The 19,926-nt window shown below is 72.0% G+C and carries 19 protein-coding genes and 1 rRNA gene; all 20 read left to right on the plus strand.

The annotated features are described in order from the left end of the window. Positions 1-110 (plus strand): 5S ribosomal RNA (gene rrf / locus FK529_RS15585); the annotation flags it as partial. A gap of 138 nt (positions 111-248) precedes the next feature. Further along, the gene (locus tag FK529_RS20230; protein ID WP_166436427.1) at positions 249-1,484 is read left to right on the plus strand and encodes a tetratricopeptide repeat protein; all 1,236 of its coding nucleotides are present in this window, start codon (positions 249-251) and stop codon (positions 1,482-1,484) included. Beyond that, positions 1,481-2,431 carry an HAD-IIA family hydrolase gene (locus FK529_RS15600; protein WP_146562865.1) on the plus strand — a complete coding sequence of 317 codons (951 nt, stop codon included), beginning with the start codon at positions 1,481-1,483 and terminating at the stop codon, positions 2,429-2,431. The genes FK529_RS20230 and FK529_RS15600 overlap by 4 nt, the downstream gene beginning before the upstream one ends. 10 nt (positions 2,432-2,441) lie before the next feature. Then, positions 2,442-2,660 (plus strand): hypothetical protein, encoded by a 219-nt coding sequence (locus FK529_RS15605; RefSeq protein WP_146562867.1) that lies wholly within the window; start codon positions 2,442-2,444, stop codon positions 2,658-2,660. Beyond that, the gene (locus FK529_RS15610) at positions 2,660-3,493 is read left to right on the plus strand and encodes a TlyA family RNA methyltransferase (protein WP_146562869.1); all 834 of its coding nucleotides are present in this window, start codon (positions 2,660-2,662) and stop codon (positions 3,491-3,493) included. Before FK529_RS15605 ends, FK529_RS15610 begins: the two co-directional genes overlap by 1 nt. After that, entirely contained in the window at positions 3,490-4,398 is a 909-nt protein-coding gene (locus FK529_RS15615) for an NAD kinase (RefSeq protein ID WP_146562871.1), read from the plus strand. Before FK529_RS15610 ends, FK529_RS15615 begins: the two co-directional genes overlap by 4 nt. Before the next feature lie 4 nt (positions 4,399-4,402). After that, on the plus strand, positions 4,403-6,190 hold the full coding sequence (gene recN, locus FK529_RS15620; protein WP_146562873.1) for a DNA repair protein RecN: 1,788 nt from the start codon (positions 4,403-4,405) through the stop codon (positions 6,188-6,190). Between the two features lie 203 nt (positions 6,191-6,393). Continuing rightward, complete coding sequence (gene steA / locus FK529_RS15625) at positions 6,394-7,584, plus strand: putative cytokinetic ring protein SteA (protein ID WP_146562875.1); 1,191 nt, start codon at positions 6,394-6,396, stop codon at positions 7,582-7,584. Beyond that, positions 7,585-8,505: a copper transporter gene (locus FK529_RS15630; protein ID WP_146562877.1), complete on the plus strand. Its 921-nt coding sequence runs from the start codon at positions 7,585-7,587 to the stop codon at positions 8,503-8,505. It abuts the gene before it with no gap. Between the two features lie 65 nt (positions 8,506-8,570). Further along, positions 8,571-10,316, plus strand: a complete 1,746-nt coding sequence (pyrG, locus tag FK529_RS15635; protein ID WP_231703125.1) for a CTP synthase — start codon at positions 8,571-8,573, stop codon at positions 10,314-10,316. Then, positions 10,309-10,980: an NUDIX domain-containing protein gene (locus FK529_RS15640; RefSeq protein WP_146563033.1), complete on the plus strand. Its 672-nt coding sequence runs from the start codon at positions 10,309-10,311 to the stop codon at positions 10,978-10,980. Before pyrG ends, FK529_RS15640 begins: the two co-directional genes overlap by 8 nt. Before the next feature lie 2 nt (positions 10,981-10,982). Further along, positions 10,983-11,927: a site-specific tyrosine recombinase XerD gene (gene xerD, locus FK529_RS15645; RefSeq protein WP_146562879.1), complete on the plus strand. Its 945-nt coding sequence runs from the start codon at positions 10,983-10,985 to the stop codon at positions 11,925-11,927. Between the two features lie 373 nt (positions 11,928-12,300). Beyond that, positions 12,301-13,188, plus strand: coding sequence for a ParA family protein (locus tag FK529_RS15650; protein WP_146563035.1), 888 nt, complete (start codon positions 12,301-12,303; stop codon positions 13,186-13,188). Then, positions 13,185-14,093 (plus strand): segregation and condensation protein A, encoded by a 909-nt coding sequence (locus tag FK529_RS15655; RefSeq protein WP_146562881.1) that lies wholly within the window; start codon positions 13,185-13,187, stop codon positions 14,091-14,093. Before FK529_RS15650 ends, FK529_RS15655 begins: the two co-directional genes overlap by 4 nt. Then, complete coding sequence (scpB, locus tag FK529_RS15660) at positions 14,090-14,743, plus strand: SMC-Scp complex subunit ScpB (protein WP_146562883.1); 654 nt, start codon at positions 14,090-14,092, stop codon at positions 14,741-14,743. Before FK529_RS15655 ends, scpB begins: the two co-directional genes overlap by 4 nt. After that, the gene (locus FK529_RS15665) at positions 14,736-15,347 is read left to right on the plus strand and encodes a hypothetical protein (protein ID WP_146562885.1); all 612 of its coding nucleotides are present in this window, start codon (positions 14,736-14,738) and stop codon (positions 15,345-15,347) included. The genes scpB and FK529_RS15665 overlap by 8 nt, the downstream gene beginning before the upstream one ends. A gap of 42 nt (positions 15,348-15,389) precedes the next feature. Next, positions 15,390-16,313: a pseudouridine synthase gene (locus FK529_RS15670; protein WP_146562887.1), complete on the plus strand. Its 924-nt coding sequence runs from the start codon at positions 15,390-15,392 to the stop codon at positions 16,311-16,313. 14 nt (positions 16,314-16,327) lie between these two features. Next, positions 16,328-17,047, plus strand: a complete 720-nt coding sequence (gene cmk, locus FK529_RS15675) for a (d)CMP kinase (RefSeq protein ID WP_146563038.1) — start codon at positions 16,328-16,330, stop codon at positions 17,045-17,047. Beyond that, on the plus strand, positions 17,044-18,474 hold the full coding sequence (der, locus tag FK529_RS15680; protein ID WP_146562889.1) for a ribosome biogenesis GTPase Der: 1,431 nt from the start codon (positions 17,044-17,046) through the stop codon (positions 18,472-18,474). Before cmk ends, der begins: the two co-directional genes overlap by 4 nt. 4 nt (positions 18,475-18,478) lie before the next feature. After that, positions 18,479-19,795, plus strand: coding sequence for an MFS transporter (locus tag FK529_RS15685; protein ID WP_231703126.1), 1,317 nt, complete (start codon positions 18,479-18,481; stop codon positions 19,793-19,795). The last annotated feature ends 131 nt before the right edge of the window (positions 19,796-19,926 follow it).

The raw sequence follows: 19,926 nt of genomic DNA on the forward strand, positions 1-19,926 counted from the left end.
GCCATAGCGGAGGGGAAACGCCCGGCTCCATTCCGAACCCGGAAGCTAAGCCCTCCAGCGCCGATGGTACTGCACTCGCGAGGGTGTGGGAGAGTAGGACACCGCCGGACTAAAATTAGATACAGGATGAAGGCCCTTGGGGATCGTGTCGAACACTTCGCAGTGTTCCACCTCCCCAGGGGCCTTCGCCATGTCCAAGTACAGTAATAGCGGCAGTCGCCTCGGAGGCGACGGGAAGTGGGTGCAACGTGGCGGCTGAGTCGAACGGCGAGCGCCGGCAGCGCGCGGGGTTCACCAATCCCGCCGACCGGACCGATCGCGGCACCGACGGAGATTCGTCACGTGGCACGAACCGGGGCGGCGGCGGTCGCTCGGGTGGCGAACGGCGCGGCGGCGAACAGCGCGGTGGCGAACAGCGCCGTGGCTACCAGGGCCGGAGCCGGGATCAGGGCCGCTCGGACGGGAACCGCGGGGAGCGGCGTGACGTCGGTGGTTCTCGGGGCGGCGACGCGCGCGGCGACCGTCGGGACTACCGTGGCGGCGACTACCGTGGCGGCGACTCCCGGGGCGGCGCTTCCCGCGGCGGGGATCGCCGAGAGTACGGCGGCCGCCCGTCGGGCGACCGTCGCACCGGGGGCGGCGCGGATCGTCGAGGCGGCGGCCCCGGTGCAGACCGCCGAGGAGGAGGCGACCGCCGTGGCGGCAATTCCTTCGGGGCTCGCAACGGCTCAGGCCCGCGTTCCAGCCAGGGCGGCCGGAGTGGTTTTCCGCGCGACGACCAGCGCTCCGAGCGGCCGCGCACCCGGGCCGGCGAGCCGTCGATCCCGAACGACGTCGATCCGAAGGAACTGGACCCCGCGATCCGGCGTGACCTGCTGAGCTTGGATAAGAACAACGCCGAGCTCGTGTCCTCGCACCTGGTGCTCGCCGGTCGGCTGCTCGACAGCGACCCCGCGGCCGCTCTGGCGCATGCGCGTGCCGCCCGCGAGCGGGCCGGGCGCATCGCCGCCGTGCGGGAGGCCTGCGGCATCGCGGCGTACATGAACGGCGAGTGGTCGGAAGCGCTCAGTGAACTGCGCGCCGCGAAGCGGATGGGCGGCGCCGTCAACCTGCTCCCGCTGATCGCCGACAGCGAACGGGGCCTCGGCCGGCCCGAGAAGGCCATCGAGACCGCCCGTGGTGAGGAGGCCGCGCAGCTGACCGGCGACGACCGGACCGAACTGCGGATGGTCGAGGCCGGCGCCCGCATGGATCTGGGGGAGTACGACAAGGCCGTCGTCACCCTGCAGGCCGAGGACCTCGATCCCGCGCGACGCGGCTTTCACGCCGCCCGCCTGTTCTACGTGTACGCAGAGGCGCTGCTCGGCGCCGAACGGCGGGACGACGCCTTGACCTGGTTCCTCAACGCCGCCGCGGCGGATGAGGACGAATTCACCGACGCGGAGGAACGCGTCGCCGAGCTGTCCGCCGACGCCGCGGAATGAGCGCACCACTCGCGGCCGGCTACGACCGGCTGCTCGTCGACCTCGACGGCACCGCCTACGCGGGCGCCGTCGCGATTCCGGGCGCCGCCGAGGCGCTCGACGGTCTACCCGTCACCTACGTGACCAACAACGCCAGCCGCAGCCCCGGCGACGTCGCCCAGCATCTCCGCGACCTCGGCTTCGCGGCGCCCGACGACACCGTCGTCACCAGTGCGCAGGCCGGCGCGGGACTGCTCGCGTCCCTCGTGCCGGCGGGAACGCCGGTGCTCGTCGTCGGCGCGCAGGCGCTGTGCCAGGAGGTCGAGGCCCGTGGCCTGGTGCCGGTGGAGACGGCCGAGGAGGCCCGCGCCGTCATCCAGGGGCACAATCCGGAGACCGGCTGGGCGCGACTGTCCGAGGCCGCTCTCGCGATCCGCGCCGGCGCCGTGTGGGTCGCCACCAACACCGACGCCACCCTCCCCACCGAACGGGGCCTGCTCGTCGGCAACGGCTCGATGGTCGCCGCGGTGCGCCACGCCACCGAGCGCGAGCCGCACGTCGCAGGCAAGCCTTTCACTCCGATCTTCGTCGACGCGATGCGCGCGGCCGGGGCCACGCGCGCGCTCGTCGTCGGAGACCGCCTCGATACGGACATCCAGGGCGGCAACGCCTTCGGAGCCGACACCTTCCTCGTGCTCACCGGCGTCAACGACGTGCAGGACGTCGTCGCCGCGCCGGACGTGCACCAGCCCACCTTCGTCGCCGACACCCTGGCGGGCCTGCGCCTGCCACCGGCGGCGTCGCGCCCGGGTCCGCGGGACGGCTGGACCGCCACCGTCGACGGGGACGAGCTGACCGTGACCGGAGCCCCCGGCGCGAACCCGGCCGATGCGACGTACGCCGCGATCGCCGCGGCCCGCGCACTCTCCGAGGAGCGGCGGTCGGGCCTGCGGCTGACGATCCGATAGCGTGGACCCCGTGGAGCCGACTGTGTTTCGAGGGGACGACCCGGCCGACGTCCGCACGGCCGTCGAGGACCTGATGCGTCGCGTCGACGAGCTCGAGGCGGAGCCTGTCGTCGACCCCGGTGCCGTGGCCGGCGTCGGCGAGCTCGCGACCCTCGGCCGGCAGGCCGCGCTGTTCGAGCAGGCGCACCACCTGCTGGTCGACGCCCTCGACACCGTGGATCGCGCCTGATGGCTCGGAGGGTGCGGCTCGACGCCGAGCTGGTCCGCCGCGGCATGGCCCGGTCCCGGGAACACGCCCGCGAGCTCATCGAAGCCGGGCGGGTCACCGTCAACAAGCAGATCGCGCGCAAGGCCGCCAATCAGATCGATCCCGCAGACCCCGTGCACGTCACGGCCGTCGCCGGCGAGGTCGAATGGGCCTCCCGCGGGGCGCACAAGCTGATCGGGGCGCTCGACGCCTTCCCCGACGTCGCGGTCGAAGGCCGGCGTTGCCTCGACGCCGGCGCGTCCACCGGGGGGTTCACCGACGTGCTGCTGCACCGCGGCGCCGCCCGCGTCTACGCAGTCGACGTGGGCTACGGCGAACTCGTCTGGCGACTCCGCGACGACGACCGCGTGACGGTCCTCGACCGGACCAACGTCCGTTTCCTCGAGCCGGGCGCGGTCGACGGTCCCGTCGACCTCGTCGTCGGGGACCTGTCCTTCATCTCCCTGGGTCTCGTGCTGCCCGCACTCGCGCAGTGCGCCGCGCCCGGCGCGGACCTGCTGCCCATGGTGAAGCCCCAGTTCGAGGTGGGGAAGGAGCGCCTCGGCGCCGGCGGCGTGGTGCGCGATCCCGCGCTGCGCGCGAGCGCGGTCCGCGGCGTCGCGGAGGCCGCCGCCGCGGCGGGCCTGAGTACCCGCGGCGTGACCTTCAGTCCGCTGCCGGGGCCGTCGGGCAACGTCGAATACTTCCTGTGGTTGCGCAGGGAACCCGGCGAGGCCGGGGCCGGTGGCGCGGTGGCCCTCCCCGACGAGGTGGACGACATGATCGACAGGGCTGTGACGGAGGGACCGCAGTGACCACACCGCACGACCGCACATTCCTGGTGGTGGTGCACACGCTCCGCAGCGACGTGGACCGCACCGTCGACGAGATTCGCCGCCGGCTCGACGCCGCCGGAGTGCGGATGAAGCTCGAGAGCGACGTGCGCGAGGCGCCGGACGATGCCGCGGTCGGCTGCGAGGTCGTCGTCGTTCTGGGCGGCGACGGCGGCTTCCTGCGGGGCGCCGAACTCGCGCGCCGCGCCGACGTCCCCATCATCGGCATCAACCTCGGGCACGTCGGCTTCCTCGCCGAGTCCGAGGTCGACACTGTGCCGGAGACCATCGACGATCTCGTGCAGCGGCGCTACACCGTGCACCCGCGGATGACGCTGGACGTCGAGATCCACGACGGTGACCGCCTCGTCGCCGCGGGCTGGGCGCTCAACGAAGTCTCCGTCGAGAACCGCTCCCGGCAGGGCCTGCTCGAGCTGGTCACCGAGGTCGACGGGCGCCCCGTCTCCCGCTTCGCCTGCGACGGCCTCCTCGTCGCGACGCCCACCGGCTCGACCGCCTACGCGTTCTCCGCGGGCGGGCCCGTCATGTGGCCCGATCTGGAGGCCCTGCTCATCGTGCCGAGCAACGCGCACGCGCTGTTCGCGAGGCCCATGGTGACCAGCCCGCGGTCGGTGATCGCGATCGAGGTCGAGGGCAGCCGGCACGAGGCGATCGCGTTCTGCGACGGCCGGCGCACCCTCGACGTGCCCGAACGCGGGCGCATCGAGATCCGGCGCGGCATCGAACCGGTCCGGTTCATCAAGCTGGGCGCCGGCCCGTTCACGGACCGCCTGGTGACCAAGTTCCAACTGCCCATCAGCGGCTGGCGCGGTCGCCGCGAGGGCGACGCCGGCAGCACCGACACCAGCACGGGAATCGGGGGATAACGCAGTGCTCGAAGAGATCCGCATCTCGTCGCTCGGAGTGATCGAACAGGCCGCGGCGGAGTTCGCGCCCGGCCTGACGGTGCTCACGGGTGAGACCGGGGCGGGCAAGACGATGGTCGTCACCAGCCTGCACCTGCTCGCGGGTGCCCGCGCCGACCCGGGCCGCATCCGCGCCGGTGCGGACAAGGCGATCGTCGAGGGTCGCTTCTCGCTGGCGGGCGCCAGCTCCGCGGACCTGGTCCGCGGGACCGTCGACGACGCCGGCGGCGAGCTCGACGACGACGCCGTGATCGCCGTGCGCAGCGTGGCCGCCGACGGTCGCTCCCGCGCCTATCTCGGCGGACGCAGCGTGCCCGTCGGCACGCTCTCCGAGTTCGCCGGCCCTCTCCTCACCGTCCACGGGCAGAACGATCAGCTGCGGCTGCTGCGCCCCGAGCGGCAGCGCGACCTTCTCGACGCCTTCGCCGGCGCCCCGGCGGCCAAGGCCCTGCGCGCCTACCAGGGTGTGCGGGAGGAGTGGCTCGCCGCGCGCGCCGAGCTCGCCGACCGCACCACCCGCTCGCGCGAGCTCGCCCTCGAGCAGGACCACCTCACCGCGTCGCTCGCCGAGATCGACGGCGTCGCACCGCTGTCCGGTGAGGACACGGAGACCGTCGAGAAGATCAAGAGGCTCTCGGACCTCGACACCCTGCGCGAGGCCGCCGATACCTCGTACGCCGCCCTCACCGGCACGGGCTACGGCAGCGACGCCGAGGGCGCCGGCTCCGTGCTCGACCTGCTCGGTACCGTCCGCGCCGCACTCTCGAGCTCCGACGACGCGGCGCTGCGCGCGCTCGCCGAGCGGATCGAGGAGGCGGCGACCGTCGCCGGCGACGTGGCGACCGAGCTCGGCGCCTACCTCACCGACCTGCCGAGCGACCCGTCCGAGCTGGAGTCGCTCCTGCTGCGCCAGTCCGAGCTCAAGACCCTGACCCGCAAGTACGCGCCCGACATCGACGGCGTCATCGCCTGGGCCGAGGAGGCGCGGACCCGGCTCGAGGGGATCGACACGTCCGCCGAGGGGCTCGCGGCGTTGCAGACCCGGGTGACCTCCCTCGAGGCTTCGCTCGCGGAGGCGGGATCGGCGCTGACCGCCGCGCGCGTCAAGGCGGCCGGCTCCCTGGGCAAGAAGGTCACCGGTGAGCTGCGCAAGCTCGCCATGGGCGGCGCGTCGATCACCGTCGACGTGGCGCCGGATGCCGCCGCGCCCGACACCGAGGCCGCCGCGGTCGTCGTCGACGGTGCGCCGCGCCGGGCCGGCGCGCACGGCACCGACGTGGTGGAGCTCCGGCTCGTCGCGCACGACGGCGCAAATCCGCTGCCCATCGGCAAGTCCGCGTCGGGCGGCGAGCTCTCCCGTGTGATGCTGGCGCTCGAGGTGGTTCTCGCGGCCACCGAGCAGGGATTGACCATGGTCTTCGACGAGGTGGACGCCGGCGTCGGCGGCAAGGCCGCGGTCGAGATCGGCCGCCGGCTCGCGGCGCTCGCGCAGCGGCATCAGGTGATCGTCGTGACGCACCTGCCGCAGGTCGCCGCGTTCGCGGACACGCACCTGACGGTGGGCAAGCAGACGGGCAAGGGCTCGGTGACCTCGACGCTGACCGCACTGTCGCGCGAGGAGCGGATCGCCGAGCTGGCGCGCATGCTCGCCGGGCTCGGTGACTCCGATACCGGCCGCGCGCATGCGGAGGAGCTCCTCGAAGCCGCCGACTCGGACAAGGTCGCGCAGTCGGGGGCGCACGCGAGCGGTTAGCCCTCGCGCCGGGGCGATTTCGCGGTTGCCAGCGGTTTCGGTGAGAAAGTGCCTGGTCGCCGCCGCCGAAACCGCTGGGAATCGGTGGGCGTGCTCGAGGTCGACGCGGATGCGCAACTGAAGCGGTGGAAGTAGTTCAAAGTTTCCAGTGTTGTCGGCGCGCCTCCCGTGACTTTTGTGACTGGCGGGGCAGTATGTGCGGCATGAAGCTCACTGGCCTGCTGTCCCGCAACACGTCGAACCTGCCCGGCGTCACCGGCACCGCCCGGGTCGACAAGGACACCACGCGTCTGCTCGGCCGGATCGGCCGCGGCGACATCGTGGTGTGCGACGAGCTGGACCTCGACCGCACCACCGCCGACCTCATGGTCGAGGCGGGGGTCGCGGCGGTGGTCAACGCGTCGCCGTTCATCTCCGGCCGCTACCCGAACCTCGGACCCGAGGTGCTGGCGGCCGCCGGTATCGAGCTCGTCGACGACGCGGGCAAGGAGGTCTTCTCCCGCGTCAAGGACGGCGCGAAGGTCCGCGTCCACGAGGGCGTCGTCTACACCGGCGAGCGCGAGCTGGCCCAGGGCGAGCAGCTCACCGACACCGACGTGACCTCCCGCATGCTGGCCGCGCGCTCCGGCGTCGTCGACCACCTGGAGGCCTTCGCCGGCAACACCGTCGAGTTCATCCGCGTCGAGTCGCCGCTGCTCATCGATGGCGTCGGCATCCCCGACGTCGAGGTCAACCTCAACAACAGGCACGTACTCGTCGTCTCCGACGGCGCCGACCACGTCGAGGACCTCAAGCGACTCAAGCCCTTCATCAAGGAGTACGCGCCGGTGCTCATCGGCGTGAACCGCGGCGCCGACGCGCTGGTCAAGGCCGGCTACCGCCCCGACCTCATCGTCGGCGACCCGGAGACGATCACCACCAACACGCTGCGCTCCGGCGCTCAGGTGGTGCTCCCGGCCGCCCCTGACGGCCACGCCCCCGGCCTCGAGCGCATCCAGGACCTGGGCATCGGAGCCATGACCTTCCCGGCCACCGGCTCCGCCGCCGACCTCGCGCTGATCATCGCCGACCACCACGGCGCATCGCTCATCGTCTCCGTCGGACACTCCGCCTCGCTGGAGGAGTTCTTCGACGCGGGCCGCCGCGAGTCCAACCCGTCGACCTTCCTCACCCGCCTCAAGGTGGGCACCAAGTTGGTCGACGGCAAGGCCGTCGCCACGCTCTACCGCAGCCGCGGTCACGGCGGCGCGATCGCGCTGTTCATCCTCGCCGCGCTGGTCGCCGTCGTCGCTGCCGTGCTGGTCTCCAACCAGGGCCACGACGTGCTGCAGTGGCTCATCGACCAGTGGAACCGTTTCGCGCTCTGGGTCCAGGGCCAGTTCCGGGCACTCTAGGTGCTCGGCCGCTCGCGTCGCCTCCGCTCGCCCGGCGCCCGCCGGCCCGCGCTGGTCTGGGCGGCGGTGCTGTTGGCGTTCGCCGTCGGCGTCGCGCTGGGCGGGGGCGTCCTCGCCCGGTTCACCACCGACAGTGACCTCAAGAACCTGCGCACGAAGGTCGATCAGCTCGAACAGAGCAACGCCGCGCTCACCGATCGCGCCCGCGCCGCGGACGCCTACGCCGGCGCGGCGGCACCGTCGACGCTGGGCCGCAGCCTCGCGGGCGTGCCCGTCCTCCTGTTCGTCGCGCCGTCGGCCGACCGCGGCGACGTCCAGCGGATCAGCGATCGGCTCACCCAGGGCGGCGGCACCGTCGCGGGCACCGTCACCCTGACGGCCGACCTCTACGCCGAGGACAAGTCCGAGCGCCTGCGCGGCGTCGTCGACAACGCCGTCCCGAGCGGCGTCTCCCTCGACGACGCCCTCGTTGACCCCCGGGCCCGCGCCGGTGACCTGCTCGGCGCAGTCCTGCTCGCCAAGGGCGCCGCCGCGGCGCCGTCGACCGGCCGCACCGACGCCCTCGCGGCCCTGAAGCAGGCCGGCTTCGTCGATTTCTCCGGTCCGACGGTGCCCGGCGCGCGCGCCGCGGTGATAGTGACGGGCGGAACAGTGCCGGGCGAGCGAGCCGGCGAGGGGCAGGGGATCGGCCGGCTGGCCGCCGCGCTGTCGCGCCACGGGGACGGCGCGGTCCTCGCCGGTCGCTCCGGATCGTCGCAGGGTGCGGGACCGATCGTGGTCGTCCGGCAGGACAGCGGGCTCTCCGCGGCGCTCGCCACCGTCGACGACGCGGACACCGTCGTGGGGCAGGTCTCGACCGCGCTGGCGCTCGCGCAGGCGACGCGCGGCGACGTCCGCGCCTACGGAACGGGCGTCCGCTGACCCCTGGTGATAGGCTGAAGTCCCGTAGTAGAAGCAGGTCTGTCCGCTCGAATACGGGAGTTTCGTTGCCCTCTCCTCGCGTTGGCGCGCGCGTCGCCACGAAGCACATCTTCGTCTCCGGAGGCGTTGCGTCCTCCCTGGGTAAGGGCCTGACGGCCTCCAGCTTGGGACAGCTCCTCACGGCGCGCGGTCTGCGCGTGACGATGCAGAAGCTCGACCCGTACCTCAATGTGGATCCGGGCACCATGAACCCGTTCCAGCACGGCGAGGTCTTCGTCACCGAGGACGGTGCCGAGACGGACCTCGACGTCGGCCACTACGAGCGCTTCCTCGACCGGAACCTCTCCGGCATCGCCAACGTCACGACCGGCCAGGTGTACTCGACAGTCATCGCCAAGGAGCGCCGCGGCGAGTACCTGGGCGACACCGTGCAGGTCATCCCGCACATCACCGACGAGATCAAGGCCCGCATCCTCGCGATGCAGGCGCCCGACTCCGAGGGCATCGTCCCCGACGTCGTGATCACCGAGATCGGTGGCACCGTCGGCGACATCGAGTCGCAGCCCTTCCTCGAAGCCGCACGCCAGGTGCGCCACGACGTGGGCCGCGACAACGTCTTCTTCCTGCACGTCTCGCTGGTGCCCTACCTCGCCGCGTCCGGTGAGCTCAAGACCAAGCCCACCCAGCACTCCGTCGCCGCGCTGCGCAGCATCGGCATCACGCCCGACGCGCTGATCCTGCGTTGCGACCGCGACGTCCCCGAGGGGCAGCGCAACAAGATCGCGCTGATGTGCGACGTCGACATCGACGGCGTGATCTCCTGCCCCGATGCGAGCTCGATCTACGACGTGCCCAAGGTGCTGCACGGCAACCAGCTCGACGCCTACGTCGTGCGCAAGCTGGGCCTGCCCTTCCGCGATGTCGACTGGACCGTCTGGGGAGACCTCCTCAAGCGCGTCCACGAGCCCCGAGAGACGGTGAACATCGCGCTGGTCGGCAAGTACATCGACCTGCCCGACGCCTACCTGTCGGTGACCGAGGCGCTGCGTGCCGGCGGCTTCGCCAACTGGGCGAAGGTGCAGATCTCCTGGGTCCCGTCGGACGACTGCGTGACGGAGGCGGGGGCCTCCGCGGCCCTGCGCGACGTGGACGGAATCCTCATCCCCGGCGGCTTCGGCATCCGCGGCATCGAGGGCAAGCTCGGCGCGATCCGCTACGCCCGCAAGCGCGGCGTGCCACTGCTCGGTCTGTGCCTGGGCCTGCAGTGCATCGTCATCGAGGCGGCCCGGTCCGTCGGGCTCGAGGGCGCAAGCTCCACCGAGTTCGACGACGACACCGAGCACCCCGTCATCTCGACCATGGCGGATCAGGAGCGCGCCGTCGCCGGCGAGGCCGACCTGGGCGGCACCATGCGCCTCGGCGCCTACCCGGCCGCGCTCGAGCGGGGCTCGATCGTGGCGAACGCCTACGGTTCGACCGAGGTCTCCGAGCGGCACCGCCACCGCTTCGAGGTCAACAACGCCTACCGCGACAAGATCGCGGAATCGGGCCTGACCTTCTCGGGTGTCTCGCCCGACGGGCACCTCGTCGAGTTCGTCGAGTACCCCCGGGAGGCGCACCCCTTCCTCGTCGGTACGCAGGCGCACCCCGAGCTCAAGTCGCGCCCCACGCGCCCGCACCCGCTGTTCGCGGCGTTCGTCGGTGCGGCCCTGAAGTACCGGGCCGAGCTCGAACTGCCGGTCGGTGTCCGGACCGCGGTGGACGAGGTACCGTCGGGGAATGACAGTTCAGGCGGCGGAGCAGATGACTGACCAGCTCACCTCGCTCGATTCCGTGCAGACGCACGACTTCCAGGCGCTCAGCAGTGAGACCGTGTACGAGGGGCCGATCTTCGCGGTCCGTCGCGACGAGGTGACGATGCCCGGCGGCGGCACGGCCATCCGGGACGTCGTCGAGCACGACGGCGCCGTGGCCGTGGTCGCCATGAACGCGGACGGCGCCATCGCCATGGTCAACCAGTACCGCCACCCCATGGGCCGGCGGATGCTGGAGATCCCCGCCGGACTACTCGACCACTCCGGCGAGGAGGAGCCCGTGTGCGCCGCGCAGCGCGAGCTGGCCGAGGAGACGGGGCTCGGCGCCCGCGAGTGGCACGTCCTCGTGGACCTCGCCCCGTCGCCCGGGTTCACCGACGAGATGGTGCGCGTCTACCTCGCCACCGATCTCCGCTACTGCGAGATGGCCGCGCAGGAGGACGAAGAGCTCGACATGACCGTCGAGTGGATCTCCATGCCGGACGCCGTCCGCATGGTGCTCTCCGGCGAGATCGTGAACTCCACCTCGGTGAGCGCCATCCTCGCCGCCACGATGGTGACCGACGACGACACCCCGCTGCGCTGTTCCGATGCGCCGTGGCCGGGCCGCCCGACGGCCCTCGCCGCCCGCAAGGGTCGGCCCGTGGAGGACGGGCGGTAACTGTGCCGGTCGAGGTGGTTCTCGACGATCAGCTGCGCACGTACATCGACCACCTCACCGTCGAACGCGGTGCCGCGGCGAACACCCTGAGCAGCTACCGGCGTGATCTCGCCCGCTACCGCGAGTACCTTCGTGGGTTGGGCGTGGGCGATCTCGCCGACGTCACCCAGAGCCAGGTCAGCGGGTTCCTCGTCGCACTGCGCGAGGGCGGCCCGGAGCATCCGCCGCTCGCGGCCAGCTCCGCCGCGCGCTCGCTGATCGCGGTGCGCGGTCTGCACAAGTTCGCGGCCGCCGAGGGCGTGACGAGCGTCGACGTGGCCCGCGAGGTCCGCCCGCCCGCGCCCGCGAAGCGGCTGCCCAAGGCGCTGCCCGTCGAGCAGGTGATCGCCCTGCTCGAGGCGGCCGGAGGGGAATCCGAGTCGGACACCCCGTCGCGGCTGCGCGACCGTGCGATGCTGGAGCTCCTGTACTCCAGCGGCGCCCGAATCTCGGAGGTCACCGCACTCGACGTGGACGACATCGACGCGGAATCCCGGTCCGTGGTGTTACTCGGCAAGGGCGGCAAGCAACGCGTCGTGCCGATCGGGCGGCCCGCGCTCGCGGCGCTGGACGCGTACCTCGTCCGGGGCCGGCCCGCGCTCGTGCAGCGCTCGAACCCGGCGCTGTTCCTCAACGTGCGCGGCGGTCGGCTCTCCCGGCAATCGGCGTGGCAGGTGCTCGCCGTCGCGGCGGAGCGCGCGGGGATCGACACATCGCAGGTGCACGTCTCGCCGCACACTCTGCGACACTCCTTCGCCACCCACCTGCTCGAGGGCGGTGCCGACGTGCGCGTGGTGCAGGAGCTGCTCGGCCACGCCTCGGTGACCACGACACAGGTGTACACGCTGGTGACGGTGCAGGCACTGCGTGAGGTGTACGCGTCGGCGCACCCGCGCGCGTTCGCCTGAGTGCCCGCCTGCGCACGGGGCCGGCTACGCCCTCCGGGCGCCGGGCGCGCCTGGCGCGGGGATCGATCCGGGGTGATCGCTCGCCCGAAGAGCCATGCGTTTCTCGCATACCCCTTCTGAACTACCAAGCTGCACCCGTTCCGCGCGTGCGCACCCGGCGTGCAGGGTGCGACGGGGTGCCGCGGGTGCGGGAAGCCATCCGCACCCGATCTGCCGACCACGATCAACGACGCTTCGATCCGGGCGCGCCCACGCAGCTGCGGGGCTGACCCGCGTGCCGCTGCGGCGGCACGCGGGTCGCGCGCATTAGGCTGGGTGTGGACTTATCTGGAGGTGGACATTGGCGGCAGCGCCCGATGCGGAGAACCCGGGCCTGGACCTGGGGGAGCTGGAGCATCACCACGCGCCGAAGCCCACGGCCGAGGACGGCCTGGACGTGACCGGCCGACCGGCCGTCGAGTTCCCCGAGCCGACGCCCAAGACCAGCCACGGCCCCGCCCGCGTGATCGCGGTGTGCAACCAGAAGGGCGGCGTCGGCAAGACGACGACCACCATCAACCTCGGCGCCTCGCTGGCCTCCTACGGGCGCCGCGTGCTGCTGGTCGACCTCGACCCGCAGGGCGCGCTGTCGGCCGGCCTCGGCGTCGCGCACCACGAGCTGGAGCTCACGGTGCACAACCTGCTCATGGAGTCCCGGATCTCCGCCGACGACGTGCTGCTGCGCACGCGGGTCGACGGCGTCGACCTGCTCCCGTCGAACATCGACCTCTCCGCCGCGGAGATCCAGCTGGTCAACGAGGTGGGCCGCGAACAGACCCTCGGCCGGGCCCTGTATCCGGTGCTGGACCGCTACGACTACATCCTCATCGACTGCCAGCCGTCCCTCGGGCTGCTCACGGTGAACGCTCTGGCCTGCGCCGACCAGGTGCTCATCCCGATGGAGTGCGAGTACTTCGCGCTGCGCGGCCTGGCGCTGCTCACCGACACCGTCGACAAGGTGAAGGACCGCCTGAACCCGCGCCTGGGCATGGCGGGGATCGTGGTCACGATGTTCGATTCGCGGACGCTGCACTCGCGCGACGTGATGGCGCGGGTGGTCGAGGTCTTCGGCGACGCCGTGTACCGCTCGGTGATCTCGCGCACCGTCCGCTTCCCCGAGACCTCCGTCGCGGGCGAGCCCATCACGTCGTGGGCGCCGAAGTCGGCCGGCGCCAACGCCTATCGCGCCCTCGCGCGCGAGGTGATCGCGCAGGAGAAGTGAGCACCACCGAAGTCGAACCCATCGAGGCGGTCGCGGCGCCGGAGGCAGCGAACGCGGGCGGCCCGGTGGCCGACGGTGCATCCGAATCGTCGTCCGGTTTCACCGTGAAGCTCGCGAACTTCGAGGGCCCGTTCGACCTGCTGCTGCAGCTGATCGGCGGCCGTCGCCTGGACGTCACCGAGGTCGCGCTGCACGTCGTGACGGACGAGTTCATCGCCTACACCAAGCAGCTCGGCGCGGAGGCCGACCTCGACCAGACCACCGAGTTCCTCGTGGTCGCCGCGACGCTGCTCGACCTCAAGGCCGCCCGCCTGCTCCCGGCGGGCGAGGTGGAGGACGCCGAGGACCTCGCGCTGCTCGAGGCGCGCGATCTGCTGTTCGCGCGCCTGCTCCAGTACCGCGCCTACAAGCAGGTGGCCGAGTTGATGGCCCAGCTGGAGGCGAAGGCGAACCGTCGGTACCCCCGGGCCGTGGGCCTCGAGCCCCGGTTCGAGGCGCTCGTGCCCCCGGTCCAGTTGGGCGTGACCCCGGAACAGTTCGCGCTCGTCGCGGCGTCCGCCTTCACCCCGAAGCCGAAGCCGACCGTCGGGCTGGGGCACCTGCACGTGCCCAAGGTCTCGGTGCCCGAGCAGGCGCGCCTCCTCGCGGCGCGGCTGCGCGCGCGGCCCGAGCACTGGTCCGGATTCTCCGAGCTCGTGGCCGACTGCGACTCCGGCATCGCCGTGATCGCGCGCTTCCTCGCGCTGCTCGAGCTGTACCGCGAGCGGGCCGTGCTGTTCGACCAGCCCGAGGCGCTCGGCGATCTCAAGGTGCGCTGGTCGGGGGAGAACGAGAACCTGGTGGTGGGCGGCACCCGCGACGAGTACGACGAGACACCCGGCGACGACTGGCAGGAGGAACAATGAGCGAACAGGCCGAGGCTTTCGCCCTGGTCGAGGGCATGGAGCCGGACGAGCTGCGGTCGGCGCTGGAGGCGCTGCTGCTCGTGGTGGACGCGCCTGCGACCGCGGAGCAGCTGGGCACCGCCCTGGAGGAGCCGGAGGAGCGGATCACCGCCGACCTGCGCACCTGGGCGGGGGAGCTGGCGGAGCGACGCTCCGGCATGGAGCTGCGCGAGTCCGCGGAGGGCTGGCGGCTCTACAGCCGCGCCGAGTACGCGCCCTACGTCGAGCGGCTCCTCCTCGACGGGGTGCGGTCCAAGCTGACCCGCGCCGCGCTGGAGACGCTCGCGGTGATCGCCTACAAGCAGCCGGTGAGCCGGTCCCAGGTGGGCGCGGTGCGCGGCGTCAACGTCGACGGTGTGATGCGCACGCTCGCCGCCCGCGGCCTCATCGTGGAGGCGGGCACCGACGCCGGGGCCACCACGTACGCGACGACCGAGCTCTTCCTCGAGCGGCTCGGCCTGAGCTCGCTCGACGAACTGCCGCCGCTCGCGCCCCTGCTGCCCGAGGTCGACGTGATCGAGGACCTCAGCAGCCGGCTCGACGAGGAGCCGCGGTTCGCCAAGCTCGGCCGCAAGAGCGCCGACGTGATCGGATTCGATCCCGATGCCTGATCTCTCCGCCGTCCTCCGCGAGGCCTTCCCCGTCGGCGCCGCCGGCCCGGCGATACGCCGCTGGTGGCCCCTCGTCCTCACAGCGGTCGTCGCCGCGCTGACCGTCTGGGCGGCGACGGTGCCCTGGCTCGGATTCAAGGTCGGGCAGGTCGGGCTCCCCTGGGGCTTCACCGGTACCGGCCGGCTCGTCCTGAGCGGCGAGCTCGACGCGGATCGGGCGGCGGCCGCGGGCTTCCCCGAAGCGGGCGCGGCGACCGACGGGGTGATCCCGTGGGGGTACGCCACCGCCGGTCTCGCGATGGTCGCCCTGATCCTCGTGATCGTGGCCGCCGTGCGACCGGCGTTCGGCGTACGCGGTCGCGCCCTGGCGAGCGGGATCCTCGGTCTGGCCGCGATCCTGTCGATCCTGGTGTGGATCTTCCCGTCCATGATGATGAGCGGGCTGGACGACCTCACCGGCGGCGATGCGGGCGGCGACCCGCTCTTCTTCCCGCCGAAGGCCGGTCTGGTCAGCACGATCGTGCTCACGTCCGTCGGGGCCTCGGTCCTGTTCATGGGCCGCCGGAACCGACCGCTGAGCGCCGCCGGGGCCGCGCCGCGGTGACGAATACCGATTTCGCCCGCGACCTGCGATCATGGAGGGATCATGAACAGACCCGCTCGCCGTGATGGCACACCGGACAGACATCGAACCACCAAGCCGAACCAGGGAGCCGCGCCGCCGCAGAAGCAGCCGGGGCGCCAGGGCGGAGTTCCCCGCCTCTCGAACGCCAAGCCGGCGCGTACGCAGAACGTTCCCGTGCGGTCCTCGGAATCGTCGGACCAGGGGCCCGAGGGCGAGGGCATCCGCCTGCAGAAGGTGCTCGCGCAGGCCGGCGTCGCCTCGCGCCGGGTGGCCGAGGAGATGATCGCCGACGGCCGCGTCGAGGTGGACGGCGAGATCGTCACCGAACAGGGCCGGCGCGTGAACCCCGACGTCGCGGTGGTCCGCGTCGACGGCGTGCGCGTCGTGGTCAACGAGAACCTCGTGCACCTGGCGCTGAACAAGCCGCGCGGCTGGCAGTCGACGATGAGCGACGACATGGGCCGCCCCTGTGTGGGCGACATCGTCGCTGAGCGCGTGGCCGCGGGTCAGCGGCTCTTCCACGTCGGCCGGCTCGACGCCGACACCGAGGGCCTGCTGCTCGTCACGAACGACGGTGAGCTCGCGCATCGGCTCATGCACCCGTCCTATGAGGTGCCCAAGACCTATCTCGCGTGGGTGCAGGGCGAGGTGCCGCGCCGCCTCGGCAACACGCTGCGCTCCGGCGTCGAGCTCGAAGACGGCCCCGCGAAGGCGGACAAGTTCTCCGTCCTCGAGGCGTCCGAGGGGCGCTCGACGGTGCGGATCGTGCTGCACGAGGGTCGCAAGCACATCGTGCGGCGCCTGCTGGCCGAGGTGGGCCACCCGGTCGAGCGCCTGGTGCGCACCCACGTCGGGTCCGTGGCGCTGGGCGATCAGCGCCCGGGGTCCCTGCGCGTTCTCGGCCGCGACGACGTGACTTCGCTCTACAAGGCGGTCGGACTGTGACACTCGTGATCGCCATGGACGGCCCCTCGGGGACGGGCAAGTCGACGGTGGCCCGCCGCATCGCCGAGAACCTCGGCGCCCGCTACCTGGACACCGGGGCGATGTACCGCGCCGCGACGGTGTGGGCGCTGGAGCGGGAGGTCGACCTCACCGACCCGGCCGCGATCGCCGCGGCCACGGCGGACCTGCCGCTGGCGATGGGCTGCGATCCGCTGTCGGAACAGGTGGAACTGGACGGGATCTCGATCACCCGCCGCATCCGCGAGGACGATGTGACCGCGGCCGTCTCGGCCGTGTCCGCGGTGCCCGAGGTGCGCGAGCAGCTCGTGGACTACCAGCGGGCCATCGCCGCCGACGACGATACGACGATCGTGGTGGAGGGCCGCGACATCGGCACCGTCGTCTTCCCCGACGCGCCGGTGAAGATCTACCTCACGGCGTCGGCGGAGGCGCGCGCGCAGCGCCGGCACGCGCAGAACACCGAGCTGGGGCTGCCCAGCGACTACGACGAGGTGCTGGCGTCCGTGCAGCGCCGCGACGGTCTGGACTCGACGCGCAAGATCTCGCCGCTGCGCCCGGCCGACGACGCGATCGAGCTGGACTCGTCGGAGATGAACCTGGAGGAGACCGTTGCGGCGGTGGCCGAGGCGGCCGACCGCGCGCTGGCCCGACGACGGGAGCGAAGCGAGCGGGTCGACGCAGCTCCGGAGCCGCAGAAGGAGGTCACCCGATGAGTGACAACGAGTTCGAGTACGCCGACGACGGGGTGTGGGAGGACGAGGGCGACTTCGCCGAGTACGAGGGCGACTTCGCCGACCTCGAGGCGGAGGCCGCCGCGGCGGCGGCGAAGCTGCCGACGGTGGCCATCGTCGGGCGCCCCAACGTGGGCAAGTCCACCCTGGTCAACCGGATCCTGGGCCGCCGCGAGGCCGTGGTCGAGGACATCCCGGGCGTGACCCGGGACCGGATCAGCTACGAGGCCAACTGGGCCGGCCGACGGTTCCTGGTGCAGGACACCGGCGGCTGGGAGCCGGACGCCAAGGGCATGCAGCAGTCGATCGCGCAGCAGGCCGAGATCGCCATGCGTACCGCCGACGCGATCGTCGTCGTCGTGGACGCGACGGTCGGTGCCACCGCGACCGACGAGGCCGTCGCCCGCGTGCTGCGCCGGTCGAAGGCCCCGGTCATCCTCGCGGCGAACAAGGTCGACGACCAGCGCACCGAGGCCGAGGCCGCCACCCTGTGGTCGCTGGGACTCGGTGAGCCGTACACCATCTCCGCCGCCCACGGACGGGGGACGGGCGATCTGCTCGACGTCGTCCTGGAGAAGCTGCCGGAGACGCCGCGCGAGGGCACCGGCGGTACCGGACCGCGTCGCATCGCGCTGATCGGCAAGCCGAACGTGGGCAAGAGCTCGCTGCTCAACAAGCTCACCGGTGAGAACAGGTCCGTCGTGGACAACGTCGCGGGCACCACCGTCGACCCGGTGGACTCGCTCGTCGAGCTCGGCGGCAAGACCTGGAAGTTCATCGATACCGCCGGCCTGCGCAAGAAGGTCAACCAGGCGAGCGGGCACGAGTTCTACGCCTCGCTGCGCACCAAGGGCGCCATCGAGGCCGCCGAGGTGGCGATCGTGCTCATCGACGCCTCCCAGCCGATCACCGAGCAGGACCTGCGGGTGCTGTCGATGGTGATCGAATCGGGCCGCGCGCTGGTGATCGCCTACAACAAGTGGGACCTCGTCGACGAGGACCGTCGGTACATGCTGGAGAAGGAGATCGACCGGGAGCTCGTGCAGATCCCGTGGGCGCTGCGGGTGAACATCTCCGCGCAGACCGGCCGCGCGCTGCAGAAGCTGGTGCCCGCGATCGAGACCTCGCTCGAGTCCTGGGACAAGCGCATCCCGACCGGTCGGCTCAACAACTGGCTCCGCGAGGTCATGGCCGCGACCCCGCCGCCCCTGCGCGGCGGCAAGCTGCCCAAGGTGCTGTTCGCGACGCAGGCGGCCACCCGGCCCCCGACGTTCGTGCTGTTCAGCTCCGGCTTCCTGGAGGCGGGCTACCGCCGGTTCCTGGAGCGCAGGCTCCGCGAGGAGTTCGGCTTCGACGGCTCGCCCGTGCGGGTGAACGTCCGGGTCCGCGAGAAGCGCGCGAAGAGGTAGCGCCGTGACGGCGGCGCAGGTGGATACCGCTCCCGTGCCACGCCGCCAGGTGGCGGCGTGGTGCGCGTGGGACTGGGGGAGTGCCGCGTTCAACGCGGTGATGACCACGTTCGTCTTCACGGTCTATCTCACCGGCGCCGTCGGCGAGGACCTACCGGGCTCGATCAGCGCCACCAGCTGGCTGTCGTGGGCGATGGCGGCCGCAGGCGTGGTCGTGGCGCTGTCGGCGCCGGTGCTCGGCGGGCGCGCGGACGCGGCCGGGCGGCGGAGGCTGTCACTCGCCGTGTGGAGTGCGGTCATAACCGTGTGCACCGCCGCGTGCTTCTTCGTGCGCGACGAGTACCAGTACCTGTGGCTCGGGCTGCTGCTGCTCGCCGTCGGGACGGCCGCGTTCGAGCTGGCGAACGTGCCCTACTACGCGATGCTGCGGCAGGTATCGACGCCCAGGACGATCGGCCGGGTGTCCGGGATCGGCTGGGCCTGCGGCTACTTCGGCGGCATCGTGCTGCTGTTGATCTGCAACTTCGGGTTCATCGCGGGCGACGGCCCGACTCGCGGGTTCCTCAACGTGCCCACCGAGGGCGGGCTGAACATCCGGCTGGTCGCCCTGTTCGCGGCGGCGTGGTTCGCGATCTCCGCGTTGCCGGTGCTGTTCCTCGTGCCCGAGCTGCCCGCCGATCCGTCCGCGGCGCCCCGGCGCGGGATCGTCGGCGCGTACCGGGACCTCATCGCGACCATCGGCGCGCTGTGGCGCGAGGACCGGAACGTGGTGTGGTTCCTGGTCTCGTCGGCGGTCTTCCGGGACGGGCTCGCAGCGACGTTCACCTTCGGCGCGGTGCTCGCGCACAGCGTCTACGGGATGAGCGAATCGACGGTGCTGCTGTTCGGTGTGGCCGCCAACGTGGTGGCCGCCCTCGGCGCGGTGATCGCCGGCCGGTTCGACGACCGGATCGGCCCGAAGCCGGTGATCGTGACGTGCCTCGTCGGGATGCTTCTCGCCGGGACGGTGCTGCTGTTCGTAAGCGGCCAGACGATGTTCTGGATCTTCGGGTTGCTGCTCACGGTGTTCGTGGGCCCGGCCCAGTCGTCGGCGCGCAGCATGCTGGCGCGGATGACGGTGCCCGGCCGCGAGGGCCAGATGTTCGGGCTCTACCAGACCACGGGCCGCGCGGCGTCGTTCCTCGGCCCCGCTCTGTTCGGCCTCTTCGTCCTGATCTTCGGCACCGACCGGGCGGGCATCGGCGGCATCATCGTGGTCCTTCTGTTGGGGCTGGCGATGTTCCTGCGGGTCCGCCCCGCCCGCGACCGCGCGCTCGCCTGAGCCCGCACCGTCCGGGCCCGGGGGCTCGGAGGCTGTATCACTGCGCTCTCGGATCGTGTCCGGTACGGCCACGCTGTCCGCCGTGGACAGAATTAGAGAGTCGATCCACGGGGCGGCTACGGCACCGGTGG

Source organism: Tsukamurella asaccharolytica (genome assembly GCF_007858435.1).
Classification (GTDB): Bacteria; Actinomycetota; Actinomycetes; order Mycobacteriales; family Mycobacteriaceae; genus Tsukamurella; species Tsukamurella asaccharolytica.

What these genes read in the sequence shown, in the direction of transcription:
- der (WP_146562889.1), top strand. Translation starts at nt 17,044, where the DNA reads ATGAGTGACAACGAGTTCGAGTACGCCGACGACGGGGTGTGGGAGGAC.
- FK529_RS15665 (WP_146562885.1), top strand. Translation starts at nt 14,736, where the DNA reads ATGCCTGATCTCTCCGCCGTCCTCCGCGAGGCCTTCCCCGTCGGCGCC.
- cmk (WP_146563038.1), top strand. Translation starts at nt 16,328, where the DNA reads ATGGACGGCCCCTCGGGGACGGGCAAGTCGACGGTGGCCCGCCGCATC.
- steA (WP_146562875.1), top strand. Translation starts at nt 6,394, where the DNA reads ATGAAGCTCACTGGCCTGCTGTCCCGCAACACGTCGAACCTGCCCGGC.
- FK529_RS15610 (WP_146562869.1), top strand. Translation starts at nt 2,660, where the DNA reads ATGGCTCGGAGGGTGCGGCTCGACGCCGAGCTGGTCCGCCGCGGCATG.
- FK529_RS15640 (WP_146563033.1), top strand. Translation starts at nt 10,309, where the DNA reads ATGACTGACCAGCTCACCTCGCTCGATTCCGTGCAGACGCACGACTTC.
- FK529_RS15670 (WP_146562887.1), top strand. Translation starts at nt 15,390, where the DNA reads ATGAACAGACCCGCTCGCCGTGATGGCACACCGGACAGACATCGAACC.
- scpB (WP_146562883.1), top strand. Translation starts at nt 14,090, where the DNA reads ATGAGCGAACAGGCCGAGGCTTTCGCCCTGGTCGAGGGCATGGAGCCG.
- FK529_RS15600 (WP_146562865.1), top strand. Translation starts at nt 1,481, where the DNA reads ATGAGCGCACCACTCGCGGCCGGCTACGACCGGCTGCTCGTCGACCTC.